Annotated in this window: 18 protein-coding genes; 8 read left to right on the top strand and 10 right to left on the bottom strand. The window is 60.9% G+C overall.

Annotation, left to right across the window (positions count from 1 at the left end; all coding sequences use genetic code 11):
• Nucleotides 1-2: 2 nt before the first annotated feature.
• Both ACWXWJ_RS00090 and ACWXWJ_RS00085 read right to left on the bottom strand, forming a co-directional pair.
• Nucleotides 3-1,538 (bottom strand): DAK2 domain-containing protein, encoded by a 1,536-nt coding sequence (locus ACWXWJ_RS00090; protein WP_473963156.1) that lies wholly within the window; start codon nucleotides 1,536-1,538, stop codon nucleotides 3-5.
• A gap of 128 nt (nucleotides 1,539-1,666) precedes the next feature.
• Nucleotides 1,667-2,167 carry a VOC family protein gene (locus ACWXWJ_RS00085; protein WP_473963155.1) on the bottom strand — a complete coding sequence of 167 codons (501 nt, stop codon included), beginning with the start codon at nucleotides 2,165-2,167 and terminating at the stop codon, nucleotides 1,667-1,669.
• Nucleotides 2,168-2,180: 13 nt separating this feature from the next.
• Between ACWXWJ_RS00085 and ACWXWJ_RS00080 the strand changes: the two genes are divergently transcribed.
• Entirely contained in the window at nucleotides 2,181-2,648 is a 468-nt protein-coding gene (locus ACWXWJ_RS00080) for a MarR family winged helix-turn-helix transcriptional regulator (protein WP_473963154.1), read from the top strand.
• Here ACWXWJ_RS00080 and ACWXWJ_RS00075 read toward each other — a convergent pair.
• A complete protein-coding gene (locus tag ACWXWJ_RS00075; RefSeq protein ID WP_473963153.1) occupies nucleotides 2,645-3,364 on the bottom strand; it encodes a uracil-DNA glycosylase in 720 nt (239 codons plus the stop codon). The two genes, ACWXWJ_RS00080 and ACWXWJ_RS00075, sit on opposite strands and share 4 nt — an antisense overlap.
• Before the next feature lie 9 nt (nucleotides 3,365-3,373).
• Nucleotides 3,374-4,372, bottom strand: a complete 999-nt coding sequence (locus ACWXWJ_RS00070; protein WP_473963152.1) for a thiamine-phosphate kinase — start codon at nucleotides 4,370-4,372, stop codon at nucleotides 3,374-3,376.
• A gap of 93 nt (nucleotides 4,373-4,465) precedes the next feature.
• Here ACWXWJ_RS00070 and ACWXWJ_RS00065 point away from each other — a divergent pair, with 93 nt between their 5' ends.
• Nucleotides 4,466-5,578 (top strand): DUF3515 domain-containing protein, encoded by a 1,113-nt coding sequence (locus tag ACWXWJ_RS00065; RefSeq protein ID WP_473963151.1) that lies wholly within the window; start codon nucleotides 4,466-4,468, stop codon nucleotides 5,576-5,578.
• A gap of 229 nt (nucleotides 5,579-5,807) precedes the next feature.
• Here the strand turns inward: ACWXWJ_RS00065 and ACWXWJ_RS00060 are convergent, their stop codons facing one another.
• Both ACWXWJ_RS00060 and ACWXWJ_RS00055 read right to left on the bottom strand, forming a co-directional pair.
• On the bottom strand, nucleotides 5,808-6,911 hold the full coding sequence (locus ACWXWJ_RS00060; protein WP_473963150.1) for a D-alanine--D-alanine ligase family protein: 1,104 nt from the start codon (nucleotides 6,909-6,911) through the stop codon (nucleotides 5,808-5,810).
• An 81-nt stretch (nucleotides 6,912-6,992) separates the two neighbouring features.
• On the bottom strand, nucleotides 6,993-7,997 hold the full coding sequence (locus tag ACWXWJ_RS00055; protein ID WP_473963149.1) for an NAD(P)H-dependent glycerol-3-phosphate dehydrogenase: 1,005 nt from the start codon (nucleotides 7,995-7,997) through the stop codon (nucleotides 6,993-6,995).
• Nucleotides 7,998-8,101: 104 nt separating this feature from the next.
• Here ACWXWJ_RS00055 and ACWXWJ_RS00050 point away from each other — a divergent pair, with 104 nt between their 5' ends.
• The gene (locus ACWXWJ_RS00050) at nucleotides 8,102-9,130 is read left to right on the top strand and encodes an NUDIX hydrolase (RefSeq protein ID WP_473963148.1); all 1,029 of its coding nucleotides are present in this window, start codon (nucleotides 8,102-8,104) and stop codon (nucleotides 9,128-9,130) included.
• A 3-nt stretch (nucleotides 9,131-9,133) separates the two neighbouring features.
• Here the strand turns inward: ACWXWJ_RS00050 and leuD are convergent, their stop codons facing one another.
• Together leuD and leuC are read right to left on the bottom strand one after the other, a co-directional pair.
• Nucleotides 9,134-9,730, bottom strand: a complete 597-nt coding sequence (gene leuD / locus ACWXWJ_RS00045; protein ID WP_473963147.1) for a 3-isopropylmalate dehydratase small subunit — start codon at nucleotides 9,728-9,730, stop codon at nucleotides 9,134-9,136.
• A gap of 105 nt (nucleotides 9,731-9,835) precedes the next feature.
• The gene (gene leuC / locus ACWXWJ_RS00040) at nucleotides 9,836-11,257 is read right to left on the bottom strand and encodes a 3-isopropylmalate dehydratase large subunit (protein WP_473963146.1); all 1,422 of its coding nucleotides are present in this window, start codon (nucleotides 11,255-11,257) and stop codon (nucleotides 9,836-9,838) included.
• A gap of 58 nt (nucleotides 11,258-11,315) precedes the next feature.
• Between leuC and ACWXWJ_RS00035 the strand changes: the two genes are divergently transcribed.
• On the top strand, nucleotides 11,316-12,050 hold the full coding sequence (locus ACWXWJ_RS00035; RefSeq protein WP_473963145.1) for an IclR family transcriptional regulator: 735 nt from the start codon (nucleotides 11,316-11,318) through the stop codon (nucleotides 12,048-12,050).
• A gap of 69 nt (nucleotides 12,051-12,119) precedes the next feature.
• On the top strand, nucleotides 12,120-12,557 hold the full coding sequence (locus tag ACWXWJ_RS00030) for a carboxymuconolactone decarboxylase family protein (protein ID WP_473963144.1): 438 nt from the start codon (nucleotides 12,120-12,122) through the stop codon (nucleotides 12,555-12,557).
• A gap of 7 nt (nucleotides 12,558-12,564) precedes the next feature.
• Here ACWXWJ_RS00030 and ACWXWJ_RS00025 read toward each other — a convergent pair whose 3' ends face one another.
• Nucleotides 12,565-12,831: a hypothetical protein gene (locus ACWXWJ_RS00025; protein WP_473963143.1), complete on the bottom strand. Its 267-nt coding sequence runs from the start codon at nucleotides 12,829-12,831 to the stop codon at nucleotides 12,565-12,567.
• A gap of 123 nt (nucleotides 12,832-12,954) precedes the next feature.
• Here ACWXWJ_RS00025 and ACWXWJ_RS00020 point away from each other — a divergent pair, with 123 nt between their 5' ends.
• The 3 genes from ACWXWJ_RS00020 to ACWXWJ_RS00010 are packed head-to-tail and all read left to right on the top strand — an operon-like array spanning nucleotide 12,955 to nucleotide 16,562.
• Nucleotides 12,955-13,635, top strand: coding sequence for a DUF1707 SHOCT-like domain-containing protein (locus ACWXWJ_RS00020; RefSeq protein WP_473963142.1), 681 nt, complete (start codon nucleotides 12,955-12,957; stop codon nucleotides 13,633-13,635).
• 10 nt (nucleotides 13,636-13,645) lie between these two features.
• Nucleotides 13,646-15,478 (top strand): DUF2075 domain-containing protein, encoded by a 1,833-nt coding sequence (locus tag ACWXWJ_RS00015; RefSeq protein ID WP_473963141.1) that lies wholly within the window; start codon nucleotides 13,646-13,648, stop codon nucleotides 15,476-15,478.
• The gene (locus tag ACWXWJ_RS00010; protein ID WP_473963140.1) at nucleotides 15,471-16,562 is read left to right on the top strand and encodes a M24 family metallopeptidase; all 1,092 of its coding nucleotides are present in this window, start codon (nucleotides 15,471-15,473) and stop codon (nucleotides 16,560-16,562) included. The genes ACWXWJ_RS00015 and ACWXWJ_RS00010 overlap by 8 nt, the downstream gene beginning before the upstream one ends.
• A gap of 23 nt (nucleotides 16,563-16,585) precedes the next feature.
• Here ACWXWJ_RS00010 and ACWXWJ_RS00005 read toward each other — a convergent pair whose 3' ends face one another.
• The gene (locus tag ACWXWJ_RS00005) at nucleotides 16,586-18,115 is read right to left on the bottom strand and encodes a peptide MFS transporter (RefSeq protein WP_473963139.1); all 1,530 of its coding nucleotides are present in this window, start codon (nucleotides 18,113-18,115) and stop codon (nucleotides 16,586-16,588) included.
• Nucleotides 18,116-18,223 lie beyond the last annotated feature (108 nt).

Here is an 18,223-nt window from a genome sequence, read left to right as displayed (position 1 = left end):
GGCTACTCCACCCCGATCTGCACCAGGCACGGGTCGTAATCGTTGCCTTGTAGTTCGATGTGGTGGTCGTCGATCTGCACGTCTGGGTACAGCTCGGCAAAGGTTGCCTTCAGCCCATCGATGGCGGTCTGGTCAGTCGCCGGGTCGCTCCACAATAGGGTCACCAGCTCGCCACCGTCGGCCAGCATTGTGCTGAGGGTATCGACCATCGTGTCGGGCGGGCACGTGGCGAAGCGTTGCGCCTCTACCGCGTCGATCATTTCCTCGACATTGTCGTCCCAGTCCACGGTGGGGTCGTTCACCGCCAGCGCCGCCAGCCCGCCGACCAGCGATTTCGTATCGATGATGTCGACCTCTCGCGTCCCGTCTAACCCCTGCAGCGCGGCGACGTCCTGCCCGTTGGTCAGCACGGCAACCGGCCCGTCGCCCAGCCCCTGCACTGCTTCACCCAGGGTTTTGTTGTTTGGTGACGCCACCGCCACCGCCCCCGCAGCCTCGAAAAGTCGCGCGACTCCGCCGGTGGGCGTGAGCGCGACGATGAACGGTCCTTGGCTTTCCGCCCGCGCCTGGTTGCTCGCGGGGGCTGGTGTGCTTAGGTTTCCGCTGTCGGTGGCTTCCCCGTCGGCGGGCAGAACCTCGATACGCAGGTCGGTGACGGTTCCCAGGGCGAAGGCCTTCTCGATGACCTCGCCCGCGCGGTTGGTGTGCACGTGCGCGGTACCGGATTCCGGGCCCAGGGGTCCGACGATCACGGAGTTGCCATGAGCTTCCAGCAGCTCCCGCAGAGCATCCAGGTTCCCCTCGAAGAAGAACATCACCTCGACCTCTTGCTGGGTTCGCTCATGGTCGGGCGTGGGGGCGTCCTCAATAAGACCCGCACCGTCCAGAACATCAACCAAGGCCTGCAGGATCACCACCAGGCCCTGGCCGCCTGCGTCCACAACCCCCGCTTCGGCGAGGACGGGCAGCTGGTTGGGGGTGTTGGCCAGGGCTTCCTCGGCGGCGTGGAGCGCGCGGGTGGCGACGTCCGCGAGGTTCGGCTCGGCTTCGTGGGCGGCGGTGGCGGCGGCATCGAGCACGCTAATGACAGTGCCCTCGACGGGCGTGGAGATTGCGGTGCGGACAAAGCCCACCGACTGCGAGAGTGTGTCCGCCACAGCGGGGCCGTCGATGTGGCCTTGCGAGGCCGCCTCGGCGAGGGCGCGCATCACCTGGCTGAGCACGAGACCGGAGTTTCCGCGGGCGCCACGGACAGCACCGGTGGCCAGGGCGATGGTGACCTCGGGGAGGCTGGCGCCTTCCTCCAGCGCGTCGACCGCCGAGACTGCGGTGGTCATGGTGTGCGCCATGTTGGAGCCGGTATCGGAATCCGGGATTGGGAAGACGTTTAGGGCGTTAATCGCCTGGCTCTGCTCGCGCAGCCGGCTGGCCGAGAGGCGAGCCCACTGGGCGACAATGCGCGCGTCGAGCTGAGCGGGTGCCTGACTTACCGGTTGTGCTTCAGCCACCGGCTGCGCCTCTGCCTTCCTGGATTTCACTCCCACTACCCTAGCGAACCAGCCGGACAGCAGGGCGGTTTGCGGGATCGTGGCGCATTATTCCTTCCGTGCCAGTGATGTAGATCTCCCGCATCCAACGCGAATCCAGGTGGGGGGGGGTGACTTGTTTATCGTTCACCCAGAGAGCACATAGTCTCCATGAGAGTGCTGTAGACGGCACTCGGCTCGCTATCGTGCCACTCGGTGTCACTGTCGCGCTCGTCCTGGTTTTGCGGTTGAGCCGTCGGCTCGTAGAGCCACCAGAGGTTTTGCCACGGATCAAGAAGTCTTGCGAGACGATAGCCACCGTAGAAATCGCTAATTGGAGTAACGACGCGGCCTCCTTCCTTTACAGCCCTATCAAGGCACGCCTGGGCGTCAGGAACGTAGACCTGCAGGAGGGCTGGCGTGAACGGCCAATCTTGCTTTCGATCACAAAGCATGATGGTGGCATCTCCAACCATTACTTCCGCATGGATGATCGAACCATCTCGATCCGGCGTGCGAACATGCGCTGCTTCTCGACCATCGAAAACTGTTTCCACGAAGTGGATGAAGCTCACGGAGTCGGGGACGATAGCGAAGGGATTTATTGTGTTGTGTCCAGTCGGGATTTTCAACGAAGTCATGTATACATAAAATATGAATAATTCAAGCAAAGTCAAGTACCGCCAAGGCGCTAGTTTCCTGTTGGCCACACTTGGACGCCGTGCCGAGAGAGCATGGGCAGCTCTCCTCACAGAGCAGGGAATTACCACCGCGCAGTTCACAGCCATGGCGGCGATCGCGGAAGGCGAACGAACACAAAACGACGTAGCAATGGTTACAGCCGTTGACCCGCGAAACATCGGCGCCACAATCAAAAAGCTCACGGCGGTGGGGTGGGTTCAAGCTCGATCAAACCCCGCCGATGCGAGATCACGACTCCTCTGTTTGACACCCGCTGGCCAGCAGTGGTGGGACGATGTTCAGCCTGCCCTGCGTCAAGGACGTGACTCATTTTTCCAGGGACTCACCCATCGAGAGTTGAACACTCTGGAAGACCTCCTCGGAAAACTGGAGGCTGCACAATCCGACAAAGCAACGAATGGACCCGGCCATCGTTGCTAGAGCCGCCAGTTGACGGGCGCGCCGCCGGAAGCCTGGAGGATCGCATTTGCCCTGCTAAACGGTCGCGAACCGAAGAAGCCTCGATAGGCGGACAGCGGCGAGGGATGCGGGGACATCACGCAGCGCTCCGGGCCGATGAGCGGTGCCAGCTGCTGGGCTTGCTTACCCCACAGGATCGCGGCGAAGTGCGGGTTGGCGGCAACCTGGCGGACGGCGGCCTCGGTGATGGCCTCCCAGCCACGGCCGCGGTGGCTGCCCGCGTTGCCCGCCTGCACAGTGAGGACGCGGTTGAGCAGCAGCACCCCACGGTCGGTCCAGGGGGAAAGGTCCCCGCCGGTGGGGGCTGGCAGGCCAAGGTCTTCCGAGTACTCGGTGAAGATATTCTTCAGCGACTTCGGCAGCGGCTCGCCCGCGGGCAGCTCCGCAGAGAACGCCAGCCCCACGGAGTGCCCCGGCGTGGGGTACGGATCCTGCCCGACGATCAGCACTTTCACCTGGGTGGGGTCGGACTCGAAGGCTCGCAAAATTTTTTCTGGCGCCGGCAGGGTCTGCGCCTGCTGTGCCTGGCCTGCCGCAGCGTGTCCCTCAGCCAGCGCACCCTCCAGCACCGACTGCAACCCCGGCAGATACCACGCCGGGTGGATGCGCTCGATCAGCTGGTGCGCCTGTGCTTGTGCTTGCGCCTGCGCGCTCTCTCGGTTCTTCGCAGAGTCCATATCCACTGCCTACACCGACTGCCAACCATGTGTAAATGGCGGACGGCCACCGTCGACCAGCACGTAATCCAACCCGCCAGCCGGGTCCTCCCCAACCTCCTCCGAGAGGCTGCGCACAGTCCCGATGCGGCGGTAGCCGCTGGGCATGCGGGCGTCCGTAGTTCCCAAAAGAGTATGGTCCTCGCCGCCGGTGTAAATCCACTCCAGAGGGTTCTTGCCCGTCATCTGCGCCGCGTGCCGCAGCTTTTCATCCGGCACCAGCGCGGCGCTGTCGAGGTCCAAGCACACCCCGGACCGCTCCGCGATGGCGCACAGGTCCACGATCAACCCGTCGGAGTTATCGGTCATGGCGCTCGCACCCGTCGCCCGCGCAACGGAGCCACGGCCGGGCTGCAGGCGCGGGGCACAGTGCCAATCGGCTAATTCGTTGAGGATCGGATCATCAACGGGGATCGCCTTGCGCGAGCCATAGTGGCGCAGGATCGCCAGCCCCGCCGCGCTATAGCCAATCGGCCCACTAGCGATGATGCGCTGTCCCACGCCCGCGCCGTCCAGCGTCAACGCATCGGCAGGGCCAGAAATCTCCCCCAGCGCGGTAATAGAAATCACCAGATCCTTGCTAGTCACCACGTCACCACCGACGAGTTCGGCAGCCCACGGCGACGCCGCCTCGTCGATGCCGCGGGCAATATCTGCAACGGTCTGCAGCGGCAGATCCCCCGGGGTGGCAATAGCCATGAGGATCGCAGTGGGGCGTGCCCCCATCGCCTGAATATCTGCGAAGTTCTGCGTCACCGCTTTCACTCCGACCTCCCACGGAGTTGAGTAGTCGAAAGTGAAGTGTCGGCCCTGCACGAGGATGTCCGTCGAGCACACGTGACGTGAATTTGTGCCTGTTGGCTCCAACACTGCGGCGTCATCGCCATTAAGAGAACTCGGCGCGGCGTTGCGGATCGCCGCGATGGTAGCGGCCTCGCCTGCCTCGGCGACAGTGAGTTGAGTACGCATGCGAACCTTTCCGTGGTTGCGGTGATGCTTGGGTTCCAATGTTTGGTTCCAATGCTTGGGTTCCCGCGCTTAGTCTAATTAAGATAGTGCGCTATGAGTGACGAAGCCTCCTCCCCCGTCTCCACCCCGCGGTACCTGATCATTCTGTCGACGGTGCTTGCCGTGGTGCTGATTATTGCGGTGATCACCGCAGCGAAGATCACGGTGGATCGGAAGGTGTACGCGCCGGTGGCGCTGGGCCCGGTGGATGCGCCGGAGGCGTCGTCGCAGGTCTGCTCCGATTTCGTGGCTGGGTTGCCGGAGAAGATGGATCGCTTCCGTGCCGTTGAGGTGCGGGATCCTAGGCCGGACGGCACGGCGGCGTACCGCGATTCTTCGGGTTCGGAGCTTTCTGTGCGCTGTGGAGTGAACGTGCCCGACCAGTACTCGGAGTTGTCGCCCGTGGTGTCGGAAGGCGATACGCGCTGGACCGCCGTCTCGGATGCTACTCCTGGGTCTGACCTGCGGACGTGGTACGCGGTCGGCGGTTCGCCTGCGGTTGCGGTGACTGCGTCGGCGGATGTCGGCGATGCCCTCGGTGCGGTGGGGTCTGCTCTTTCCTCTGTTTATGACGCCAACTCTCCAGCAAAGCCCGCCCCCTACCCACTGTCCGATGCTGCGGTGGCTGGCGGTTCCGGATCCCGCGAGGCCGGCGGTCCCACTTCCGGCGGCGCGACCGAGTCCCCTGCATGCCATAAGTTCCTGGGATCTCTGCCGGAGGCACTGGGCGACTGGCGACTGGTCCACAGATCCGCTGGAGGATCGAAAAAGGGCACTGACCAGGGCAAGCAGGGTAGTGACCTGGTGAAGCCTGATCTCCTTCCCGATGGACTGGACCGGTCTGTGTTGGATAAGGCTCCCAGCGGATCGGCTACCTATCTCGCCGAAGAGCAAGAACCTGTGGTGATTCGCTGTGGTCTGGCTATGCCTAAGTCCTATGCCCCTGGTGCACAGTTGACCCAGGTAAACAAGGTTCCCTGGTTCTCTGATCCATCTCTTTCCCGCGGGTCGACTATGGGGCGTTGGTTTGCCCTGGGCCACGAGCAGGTCATCGGCCTAGCCATGCCGCAATCTGCTGGCAACGAGGTGATCTCTTCCGTCTCAAGTGCGATCTCTACATCCCTGAAGAATACGGAGAAGGCTGGAAGCTCTACTCAGTCGCGCTAACCCCCTTTCCCTTTCAGCGACACCGGCTCCCCCAGGAGTGAGTGCCCCAGGCGGAAATGTCGTTAAAACGGGAAAGTGCCTACGCGCCGATAGGTAGCCCACCAAACTGCAAGCCCCTGACCTGGGCTTTTATTTTATGGACAACCATTACCAGTAAAAGATTCCCGATCTAGCGACATTCGGGACTCGTGAGCAGGTTAAAAGGAGCCCGCCACAAGGTTCCCCAGGCCTAAGCCAGCGCCCGGGCAATCAGTGCGCTGACCAGGTCGCCGAAGCTGATCCCCTCAGCCGCGAACATCTTCGGATACATCGAGATCGGCGTAAATCCAGGCATTGTGTTGATTTCGTTCAGCACAGGCCCGTTCTCCGTGGCAAAGAAGTCCACGCGCGCGATGCCATCACACCCCAGCGCATTGAACGTGCGAATCGCCAGTTTGCGCACCTCCGTCACAACGTCCGCAGGTAGCGGCGCCGGGATGGTGGCGGAGACGGTCGAATCGACATACTTGGCGTCAAAACCATAGAACCCTTCGGCGCCATCCTCGGTGCCGTTCAGCATGGCAGGAACCGACGAGACGATCGAGCCATCCGCATACTGCAGCACACCGCATTCGACCTCGGCTCCGTGAATCATCGCCTCCACAATCACCTTGTTGTCATGGGAAAAGGCCAGGTCAATAGCCGCATCTAGTTCTTCCCAGCTATCCACCTTGGAAATGCCGATGCTCGACCCGCCGCGCGCCGGCTTCACAAACACCGGCAGCCCGAGCCGCTGCTTTTCTTCAGCGGCCAGATCGCGCGGCTGGGACAGAATCAGCTCCTCGCCCACCGGAATCCCAGCTTCGCGTGCCAGCCGCTTGGTGAAGTCCTTATCCATGCCCGCAGCGGAAGCTAGCACGCCATTGCCGACGTACCGCACGCCCGCCAGATCCAGCACGCCCTGCACGGTTCCGTCTTCGCCATTCTGGCCGTGCAGTACCGGGAACACCACATCTACGTTCGCAAATACCTCGCCAGCCTGCGGGCCGGTCACGTAGCGCATCTCCCCCGCCGCAGCCGAGCCAGCCCCACCGAATGTCAGCTGCACGTGTACGCCGGAATCCTCTACACGTGGCATCTCGCGCCCATTGGCTCGCAGCCGGGAAGTATCGGTCGTCCCCGGCACCCACGCGCCCGCCTCAGTGATCCCCACCGGCACGACCTCGTAAATCTCCGGATCCAGGTGGTCGATCACCGCGCCTGCGCTAATGCAGGAGACGGAGTGCTCAGTCGATTGCCCTCCGTACAGTACGGCGACAGTGGTACGTGCGTGCTTCTTGGCTTGGTTACTCACGGTGTTTTACCTTAGCCGTTTTTCTGACGCCACATTCCCACCGCCCCGCCCCTTCGACCCAACTGCCAGTCTGCCTGTGGCTTACTCGGCCTTCCGGCTTCGGCCGAGCAACCCCATCATCACCTGTTGCACGTCTGCGCCTTCGTGGCACACTCCCACCACGGCTTCGGTGATCGGCATTTCCACGCCGACTTTCCCCGCCAGCTCGAACACGGACTGGCTGCTGACCACGCCTTCAGCAACTTGTCCCTTGGTGGCTTTGGCGGCCTCTTCGAGGCTTTCGCCCTTGCCAAGTCGCTCGCCGAAGCTGCGGTTGCGCGAGAGCTTAGACGTACACGTGGCCACCAGGTCGCCCATGCCCGCCAGGCCGCTGAGTGTGCGCGCGTCGGCGCCGACTTCCAGCGCTAAACGGGTGGTCTCCGCCAGGCCGCGAGTGATCACGGTGGCGGCGGTGTTATCGCCGAATCCCATACCAGCGGCAATGCCCGCCGCCAGAGCGATGACGTTCTTGCACGTGCCGGCGATTTCACAGCCGATGACGTCCGTGTTGGTGTACGGGCGGAAGTACGGCGCCGCCACGGCGGCCTGGATCAACTTCGCGCGGTCCATATCCGAACATGCCACTACGGTCGCAGCGGGTTGTTGTTCGGCAACTTCGCGCGCCAGGTTCGGGCCGGTCAGCACAGCCACGCGTTCGCCGGGCACGTCCGCTACCTCGGAGATCAGCTGGCTCATGCGCAGCCCGCTGGAGTGCTCGATGCCTTTGGCCAGGCTCACCAGGGAGGCATCCGCGCCGATGAGATCCTGCTCTTTCCATTTCTGCAGGTTCCCGCGCAGTGACTGTGAGGGCACGCCCAGCACCACGATCTCCGCGCCGTCTAGAGCTTCGGCGGGGTCACTGGTGCCGGTCAGCGCGTCGGGCAGCACAATGTCTCCCAGGTATGCACTGTTGCGGTGGTTGTTGCGCACGTCGTCTGCGACTTCGTCGCGCCGTGCCCAGAGACGGACTTCGTTGCCGGCGTCTGCAAAAACTTTGGCAACCGTCGTGCCCCAGGATCCCGCGCCCATCACCGCTACTTGCACCATGTCGCTTTGTTGCCTTCCCGTCTGCTGTGGCTTCAGTTCGAAATAATTTTTGGGTTCGTTATACGATTGTCGGCAATAGTCTATCGAAAGGGATCCCTTTAAAAGTGATCACTCACACAGGAACTGGCGATCTTTCTACGTCCCTGGCCATGTCGCGGCACGATCAGGGGCATGTGACCCGCATCGGATCCCGTCCCAGCGAAGAGTTCGCTCGCCCTACCTTCGCCGCCGGCGCGGTTATTTGGCGCTTTTCTGGTGACGCCGCGGACTCCACTCCTTCCGCCCCCGAGTCCACGGACGTCGAGATCGCGCTGATTCACCGTCCTCGCTACGACGACTGGTCTTTGCCGAAGGGCAAGGTTGATCCGGGTGAGAATCTGCCGGGTACCGCCATGCGCGAGATTTTGGAGGAGACTGGCTTTGAGGTGCGTTTGGGCTGGCTGTTGGGCTATGTCCACTACCCTGTGGGTTCCCGCACGAAGGTGGTTTATTACTGGACTGCCCAGCATCTTTCGGGTGAGTTCGAGGCCAATGATGAGTCCGATGAGCTGCGTTGGGTTTCTCCCGCCGAGGCGAAGGAGCTGCTGAGCTATGAGGCGGATCTGAAGGTCGTGGATGCGGCTTTGGGTCTGCTGCAGCTGGGCTGCGATCGTCGAGTGCTGTATGTCCGCCATGCGAAGGCGCATGCGCGTGAAGGGTGGGCTGGTGACGATGATCTGCGTCCTTTGAGCAAGAAGGGCCGTCGCCAGGCGGAGCTGCTTGTTTCCGGGTTGTCGGGTTACCGCCCGGAGGCGATTTCCTCTGCCGTGCCGGTGCGTTGTGAGCACACGGCTGCACCGATTGCGGAGGACTTGGGTCTGGATGTTACTTCTGACGCCAACCTGGGCGATGCCGGTTGGGCTGCCGATTCGGATGCAGCGGTGGATGCGTTCCACGCCGCCACGACCGCGCCTGTGTCGATGGTTGTTGGCCAGGGGACGGTGATCCCGGGTGTGCTGGCCCGCGTGGCGGGCGAGCACGGCGTGGAGATCGAGGATATGCGGGTGAAGAAGTCCAGCACGTGGGTGCTGCACTTCGCCGGCGATAAGCTGCTGGGGCTGGACTACTTGGCCAGCCCGTTGGCTGTGAAGTAAGCGCTAGCTGGCGGGCAGGGTGCGTGGCTTGAAGCTGGCGCGCTGGGATTCGAAAGCCTCAATGGCCTCTTCGTTGCGCAGGGTCAGGCCGATGTCGTCCAGGCCTTCCATCAGGCGCCAGCGGGTGTAATCGTCCACGTCGAAGCCGAAGGTGTGGGTGCCGAGGGTGACGGTGCGGTCTTCCAAGTTCACGGTGATTTCCGCCCCTGGCTGCTGTTCCAGCAGCTTCCAAATCAGTTCAATGTCGGACTGCTCCATCTGCGCGGCCAACAGGCCGGCCTTCCCGGAGTTACCGCGGAAGATATCGGCGAAGCGGGAGGAAAGAACCACGCGGAAGCCGTAGTCCATCAGTGCCCAGACGGCGTGCTCGCGGGAGGAGCCAGTACCGAAGTCGGGGCCTGCCACCAGGATGGAGGCGTTCTTGTAGGGCTCCTGGTTCAGAATGAACTCTGGATCCTTGCGCCAGCCGGCGAACAGGCCGTCTTCAAATCCGGTGCGGGTCACGCGCTTCAGGTAGACGGCGGGGATGATCTGGTCAGTGTCGACGTTCGAGCGGTTCAGGGGTGCCGCCACGCCAGTGTGAATGTTGAACTTTTCCATGGTGCTCTTCTCTGCTTTCTGCTCCCCCACCTGCTGTCTAGGTCGCTGGCGGGGAGGCTCGAAAAAATTTTTGGGCAGGTCTTGTGCGGGTATCTAGCGGTCGTTTTACAGATCCGCTGGGCCTGCGAGGTGGCCCGTCACGGCGGTGGCGGCGGCGACTGGTGGGGAGACCAGGTGTGTGCGCCCGCCCTTACCCTGGCGGCCTTCGAAGTTTCGGTTGGACGTGGAGGCCGAGCGCTCGCCGGGAGCGAGTTGGTCGGGGTTCATTCCAAGGCACATGGAACAACCTGCGGTGCGCCATTCCGCCCCGGCGTCGATAAAGATCTGGTCGAGGCCTTCATCTTCTGCTTGCATCTTCACTCGCGTGGAGGAAGGCACAACGATCATGCGCGTGCCGTCGGCAACTGTGCGGCCTTTGATGACTTCCGCGGCGGCGCGCAGGTCTTCGATGCGGGAGTTGGTGCAGGAGCCCAGGAAGACCGTGTCGATCTTGATGTCGCGCAGCGGTGTGCCGGGCTTGAGATCCATGTACTCCATGGCACGCTCGGCGGCTAGGCGGTCGTTGTCGTTGGTGAAGTCCTCCAGCTGTGGGATGGATTCCGCCAGCGGCAAGCCCTGACCGGGGTTGGTGCCCCAGGTGACAAAGGGAGTCAGCGCGGAGCCGTCGATGTGGACGACGGTATCGAACTGCGCGTCGTCGTCGGTACGCAGGGACTTCCAATACTCCACGGCGGCATCCCAATCCGCGCCCTGTGGTGCGTGCGGGCGGCCTTCGAGGTAGTCGAAGGTGGTCTGATCGGGGGCGATCATGCCGGCGCGGGCGCCGGCCTCGATGGACATGTTGCACATGGTCATGCGGGCTTCCATGGAGAGCTTTTCGATAGCCTCGCCGCGATATTCGATGATGTGGCCCTGGCCGCCGCCGGTGCCGATCTTGGCGATGATGGCCAGGATCAGGTCCTTGGAGGTCACGCCTGGCTGCAGTTCGCCGGAGACCTCGATGGCCATGGTCTTGAAAGGCTTCAACGGCAGGGTCTGGGTGGCCAGCACGTGCTCGACCTCGCTGGTGCCGATGCCCATGGCGATGGAGCCGAAGGCGCCGTGGGTGGAGGTGTGCGAGTCGCCGCAGACCACTGTCATGCCGGGCTGGGTCAGGCCCAGCTGTGGACCGACGGTGTGGACGATGCCCTGTTCAATGTCGCCCATGGAGTGCAGACGGATGCCGAACTCTTCGGCATTGTCGCGCAGGGTGGAGACCTGCAGGCGGCTGGTGGGTTCCTGGATCTCGGTCAGTTGGCCGGTCTTCACGCCAACGGTGGGAACGTTGTGATCCTCCGTGGCGATGGTCAGATCTGGTCGGCGGACTTTGCGGCCGGCCTGTCGCAGGCCGTCGAAGGCCTGAGGGGAGGTAACCTCGTGTACCAGGTGCAGGTCGATGTACAGCAGGTCGGGGCCGCCATTTTCTCCGGCTGCAACGACGTGGTCGCGCCAGACTTTTTCCGCGAGGGTTAAGGGTTGGTTCGTCACGGTCTCTCCTCTGTGTCCGCTATACAGTTCCACTGGATGGAATGTATAGTATCAAATCATGGGACACAATACGGAAATTCCCGCAACTAGCGGTATTCAAGTTTTGGACCGGGCGATCTTCATCCTATCGGTCATCGCAGCAGAACCTCGCAACCTTTCCGACCTGTGCGCCATCACCGGCCTGCCGCGCGCCACAGCGCATCGCATTGCCGTCGCGTTAGAGAAGCACAGATTGATCGAGCGCGGGGTGGACGGTGCGTGGGTCACTGGCCCAGCCCTGGCCGAGATGGCGCCGTCTACCTCTTCTCGTTTGGAGGACGCCGCAGAGTTCATCCTCCCCGACCTCATGGCAAAGACTGGCGAGTCCGTGCAGCTATATCGCCTTTCCGGAATGGAACGCGTGTGCATCGCCAACGCCGAACCCGCCACCGGTCTGCGCGATACGGTGCCGATTGGTCACCGCATGACGTTGAACGCGGGCTCCGCAGCCAAGCTGCTGGTTGCCTATGCGCCGGAGGCATTCCAGAATCAGGTGCTCCCCCATGCCGCCTACTCCCGCAAGGATCTAGAGCAGATCGCTGCCGATGGCATTGCGGAATCCTCCGCCGAGCGCGATCCCTCCCTCGCTTCCGCCTCCGTACCCATCTTTGGAGCGGATGCACACAATCGCACTGTCATTGCCTCCCTTTCCATTTCTGGCCCCGTCGCCCGCATGGGCGAACACCCGGCTGAGAAATTCGGCGCGGATCTCAAGGAAGCCGCCCGACTGCTGGAAGACCTACTGCGAAAGTAGCCATCGACTGCCACCAAAAAAATTTTTGGACAACACAGTCGCCCGTACATTGAAGGAGAAAATTACGCCATGACCAGCGATAATTCTGCAAGCACAAACCCTGCCACAGATGACAAGCGTTACGACGCAGGCATTCAAGTCCGCCGGGAGGTCATGGGTGACGCCTTCGTCGACGCCGCCCTGGAACGCAACGCGGGCTCTGATGGCGAGGCACTGCAGAAGCATGTCACCGAAACCGTCTGGGGTTCTGTGTGGACGCGCGACGGCCTGGCCCGCCGCGACCGCAGCTTGCTGAACATCGGGATGCTGGTGGCATTGCGTGCCACTGAGGAGTTGCGCGGGCACGTCCGCGGTGCGTTGGAGAACGGCCTGACTCGCACGGAGATCACGGAGGCGATCATCCACGCCTCCGGCTACTGTGGCGCACCCGCGGCACTGTCGGCAATGAAGGTTGCCCAGGAGGTGCTGGTAGCGGAGCTCGGCCCGCTGGAGGGAAACGACAACTAGCCGTGCGCTAGGTACGCGGCAGCTCCCGCCACTCCACCGTCAGCTCGGAATCCAGCTCGTCGGCACGGGAGGCCAGGAAGTTGTAGAGGTTCTCCGTGCCGTCCTCGATACCATCGGCGACATCCTCGCCCGCGGAGGTGATGTCCACCATCGCCGATTCATCCGCTGCGCCAGCGTTGGCGAGCTCGGCACCCCAGCCACCCTCGCCCCGCCGGCCGTCCTCATCCGCCGACAGGGTACGGAGCCAGGCTTCGGCTGAAGTGTGGGCGTCCACACCAAAAAGAACGGCGCGGACAGTGGCGGGCGTGCCGTCGTTGCCGGGCGGGGTGCCCCAGAGCCAGTCCAGGTTTACGCGATATGGGGAGAGAATGGGAGCCTCCTGACGTAGGGTGAATCTATGAGCGATTATAAGGACAAGCGCTGCACTGACCAGGAGCGTTCTGCCACTGTGGAGGCGCTGTCCGAAGCGATGGCCAATGGGCAGCTGAGCATCTCGGAGTTCGACGAGCGTTCCGGCCAGGCGCATGCTGCGACCCAGCGTAGCGAGTTGGTGGACTTGCTGGATGATCTGGTGGACGAGCCTGCAGCGTTGCTCTTTGGGGCGGGTGCGGTTGAGCGCCGCGTAACCGGTGACGTCGCCGTGGCTGGCGCGGGTTCGGACGCCCAACGCCACCGTGAGCTTGTGCTTGCGCGGGCGCAGAACATGGTGACTGGCGAGGGGGCCGAGACGGGCTTCAGCCTGGCTATTTTCGGTGGAACAGAAAAGTCTGCAGGGGTGTTGCCGAAGAACCACTGGAACTTCACTGTGTTCGGCGGGACTGATTTCGACCTCCGTCACTGCAGATTTAGCGATCCCGTGACCACGCTGTGGCTGAACTCCACCTTTGGTGGTGTGGACGTGGTGGTGCCAGAGGGCGTGCGCGTGGATATGGGCAACCTGGGCATTTACGGCGGTTCAGAGCTGATCGTGGAAAGCGGCGCGATCCACCCCGGCAGTCTGCCTGCGAACGCTCCCCTGCTACGGATCCGCGGGCTGTCGATTTTCGGCGGGGTGACCGTGAAGATTGTGCGGGGTTAGGCGCAGAAGTATGCGAAAGCAGCCAAGAACAAGAGCAACCCACCAAGAAATCCGTTTCAGCGAGGCAGGTGTTCAGCAGCTAAAGGCCTATCGTGAAGCAAATGACCATTTAGCAGCTTATCGAGATCAAAAGATCAAAACCGACGATGACCTTCTTTACAATTTTCCGGTCGTATATGTCATCAAGAATGAGGAAAAGACACACGCGAAACCTTATACCGCATATGTAGGTGAAACCACGGATATTATCCAACGCACCACATCGCACCTCAAAAATACACGCAAGGATGATGCTGACTGGACAAAGCTCAAGGATTCTAAAAATAGTAGCCTCATCATTCTCGGGCATGAACTTTTCAATAAATCATTGACACTCGACGTGGAGAATCGTCTAATGCTGATGCTCTCGAGCGTCGAATCTGTAAAAAAGCTCGAGAACCGGCGAAGTAATGACCAGCTGGACTACTACACTAAAGAGTGCTTTGACGAAGTATTCCAGGAGATCTGGAAACAGCTTCAGACTGTTGATCAAAACTTGTTTCCGGAACTGGAGAAGATTTACGACTCCGCTCTTTACAAAGCCTCTCCTTTCCACAGCTTGACCGAAGAACAGATCAAGGCCAAGCGTGAAATCATGGAGGTTCTCTACGACAAGATTCACACAGGCTCTCGTGGCAATCTTGTCATGGTCGAAGGTGAGGCAGGAGCCGGAAAAACCGTGCTGCTTAGTAGTCTTTTCTACGACATTATGCAAAACCCCGTCATCACCAAATCTGGTGAGGAACGCCAACTAAATTGCTATCTGATTGTTAACCACGACGAACAGGTGAATGTCTACGCTCAAATTGCTGAAAAGTTAGGACTCCACTCGAAAGCCAACGAAACCGTTTTAAAACCGACGAGGTTTATCGAGCAACACTCTCCTGACGAAAAGATTGACCTGGCACTGATCGACGAAGCACACCTGTTGTGGACTCAAGGTAAGCAAAGCTACCGAGGCGATCACCAACTACTAGATATCATCGAACGCGCAAAGGTAACCATCGCAGTCTATGATGCACGTCAGGTTCTGCAGGCTAATCAATGGTGGGAGAAAGAACCTCACGAACTTGTCCCGGAAGATAGGTACTCAAAGATTCTTCTGAAGAATCAAATGCGTATGTCTGCCTCCCAGGAAACTCTCAACTGGTTCAAATCCTTTTTCGAGAACCGTACGATTTCTAACCTCTCGCTAGACACCAATTATCGAGATCGTGAGGGTTACCATGTTCGCTTTTTCACAGATGTGAAGGATATGCGATATGCAATCGTCAGAAAAGCATCCAAGACCGATCGCGGCTTAAGCAGAATGGTCGCAACTTACGACTGGCCATACCATTCTAAAAAGAAGCCCGATGGTACTGGTTTATGGAGCGTAACCATAGGTGACTTCTCTATGCCTTGGAATAGAGAAATCACGGTTGATGCCAAGGTGAAGAAAAAGAATCTTTCTTGGGCAGAACAGCCTCAAACGATTAACGAAGTTGGCTCGGTATACACCATTCAGGGCTTCGACCTGAATTACGTAGGAGTGATCATTGGCCCCTCGGTGAAGCTACGAGATGGACAGATTGTAATTTCTCCAGATGAGAGTTACTTCCGAGCAGCAACGAATAGGCGAACGTTGAGCGATGGCTCCGGCAAAGGAATTTTCTCAGATACACTCCTATGGAATCAGTTATATGTGCTGATGACTCGAGGTGTTCATGGCCTCTTTGTCTACGCCTGCGATGACGAGCTTCGCGAAGCCCTGTTGAAGGCTCAGAGACTCACTCCAGGCGCGTACCCTGGGTGCCATGAGTGAATTCTTCCCAGTCGAAACGTTTAGCAAGCGCCTCGCCACCGTCCGCGATATCGCCGCGCAAGCCGGCCTGGACGGCGTCATCGCCACACCCGGACCCGACATGGAGTACCTGATCTCGTCGAAGATCAGCACCCACGAGCGGTTCACGGCTCTGGTTCTTACTAAGGACGCCACCCGCATCATCGTCCCCGGCGTGGATGTCGCAGACTTGAAGAAGTCCGTCGCCGGCAAGCTCGGCATCGAGATCATTGGCTGGAACGATGGCGAAGACCCCTACGGCCATATCTCCGAAGGTTCCTACGCAGTCAGTGCAGCCATGACCGCCGACCACCTGCTGGAGCTGCAGTCCCGCGGAATCTCCACCGTCAACGCCACCCAGGTACTCGCCCAGGCGTTCATCCGCAAGGACGATGAAGAGCTTTCCGAGCTGCGCCGCGCCAGTGCTGCCATCGACGAAGTCCACCGCCAGGTACCGAACCTGCTACGCGCAGGTGTGACTGAGAACGACGTTGCGAAGCAGCTGGAGGGCCTCATCCTCGAAGAGCACGAGGTAGTGGACTTCATCATCGTCGGCTCCGGCCCGCACGGCGCGGACCCGCACCACGACCATTCCGATCGCGTCATCGAAAATGGCGACGTGGTGGTTGTCGACATCGGCGGCACCCTGGCCAGCGGCTACCACTCCGACTGCACCCGCACCTATGTAGTCGGCGAGCCCACGGACGAGCAGCAGCAGATTTATGACGTCCTGCAGCGCGCCCAGGAAGCCGGGTTGGAGTTCGCCAAGCCTGGCGTCACCGCCGGCGAGGTGGACAAGGTCGTCCGCGACATTATCGACGAGGCCGGCTACGGCGAGTACTACATTCACCGCACTGGCCACGGCATCGGACTGTCCTGCCACGAGGAGCCCTTCATCATCGCTGGCAACGACTTTGTGATTGAAGAGGGCATGGCCTTCTCCATCGAACCCGGCATCTACATCCCCGGTAAGTGGGGCGCACGCATCGAAGACATTGTGATTGTGGCGTCCAAAAACGTAGAGCCCATCAACAAAACACCCCACGAGCTAGTGCGCGTGGGGTGAGAGGGGGAAAACCTAGTTGGAAGTTAGTGGACGTCCACGAACTTCTTAACGATCCACTTCCGTGCCAGGAAGATGAGCGCGCCGAGGGCAATCATGACCGCGAACATCGCCAGGAAGTAGGTGCGCTCCGCGGAGGCGTCGTCCGGGTTGTAGAAGCCCGCCAGGCTGCCCGAAAGAGCAGTACCCAGGCTGATAGATAGCAGCCACAGACCGAACATGCGAGTGGGGAACGCCTTCGGCGCCAAACGGGTGGCCATGGAGTTACCCACCGGGCTAAGCATCAGCTCGCCCATGGTGAACAGGAACAGAATCAGCACCATCACCCACATCGGCGTAGAGTTCGCGCCACCACCGGCAAACGGGATGAACAGCAGCAGCGCCACGCCGATCAGGCCAAGGGCCATGGAGAACTTCACTGCGTAGGAAGGCTGTTTGTCCCCCAGCTTCGTCCACAAAGCGCCAAACACGGCGGCGAACAAAATAATGAATAGTGGGTTGATGGACTGCACCATGCCCGGAGGAACCTCGATGCCGAACAAGTTGCGGTTCAGGCGCTCGTCGGAGTACAGCGCAATCACGGTGAACTGCTGCTGGAACAGCGACCAGAACGCGACGGATGCCACGAACATAGGGACAAAACCAACGAGGCGGGAACGTTCAATATCCGTGGTCAGAGGGGAACGGTACATCTGAATCCACAGGACAATGGCGATAACCGCGGCGAGCAGAGCCGCAATGTTGGACAGCTGCGCTACCTTCAGCACGCCCGTGACGAACAGCAGAACGAAAGCAGCCACCGCTACAACAGCACCGAGGAAGACCGGGAGGTACTTCTTGTGCGGCAGCGGGTTCACTACATCGTGGCCCGCATCGCGGATGGTCTGCTTTCGCAGAGCGGTGTACTGGATCAAGCCGATGGCCATCATCACGGCGGCGACACCGAAGCCCCAGTGGAAGCCCTTCCAGCCCCACAGCGCGTTGGTGATCAGCGGGCCGAGCAGGCCACCGATGTTCACGCCCATGTAGTAGATAGAGAAACCGCCGTCGCGACGGGGATCATCGTGCGAGTACAGAGAACCGAGGACCACCTGGGAGGTCGTCTTGAGAGCACCGGAGCCAACGGCGATGAACACCAGGCCGAGGGTGACGCCGACATAGCCCGGCAATAGCGCCAAGCTGATGTGGCCCAACATCACTAGCACTGCGGAGTAGAACAGCGTGCGTTCCGCGGAGAGGATACGGTCGGCCACCCAGGCGCCCGCCACGCCGGTCAGGTACACCAAGCCACCGTAGGCACCGACGATAGAGAGGGCGGTGGACTTTTCCATCCCCAGGCCACCGTCAGCAACGGTGTAGTACAGGTAGTACGCCAGCAGCGCCTGGAGGCCGTAGAAGCTGAAGCGCTCCCACATCTCCACGCCCGAGAGGTTTGCTAGACCGAAGGGGTGGCCGAAGAACGTCCGTTCGTTCTGGTGCGCGCTAGAAGAATGCGCGGTTGCTGTGGAGGCTCCGTCTGGTGCGGGAGAATCCTCCGGGTTTGCTTGAGAAGTCATTCGTTAATTCCATCACACCGATTGCGGATTAACGAAGCCATCGGCAAAAAATTTGGGGAAGATTGCTGCGCGAAAACGGTTTTACCGCCCGCCGTCCCACAAAAAGAA

Source organism: Corynebacterium sp. p3-SID1761 (assembly GCF_055862885.1).
This window is presented reverse-complemented; position numbering and strand designations above follow the sequence as displayed.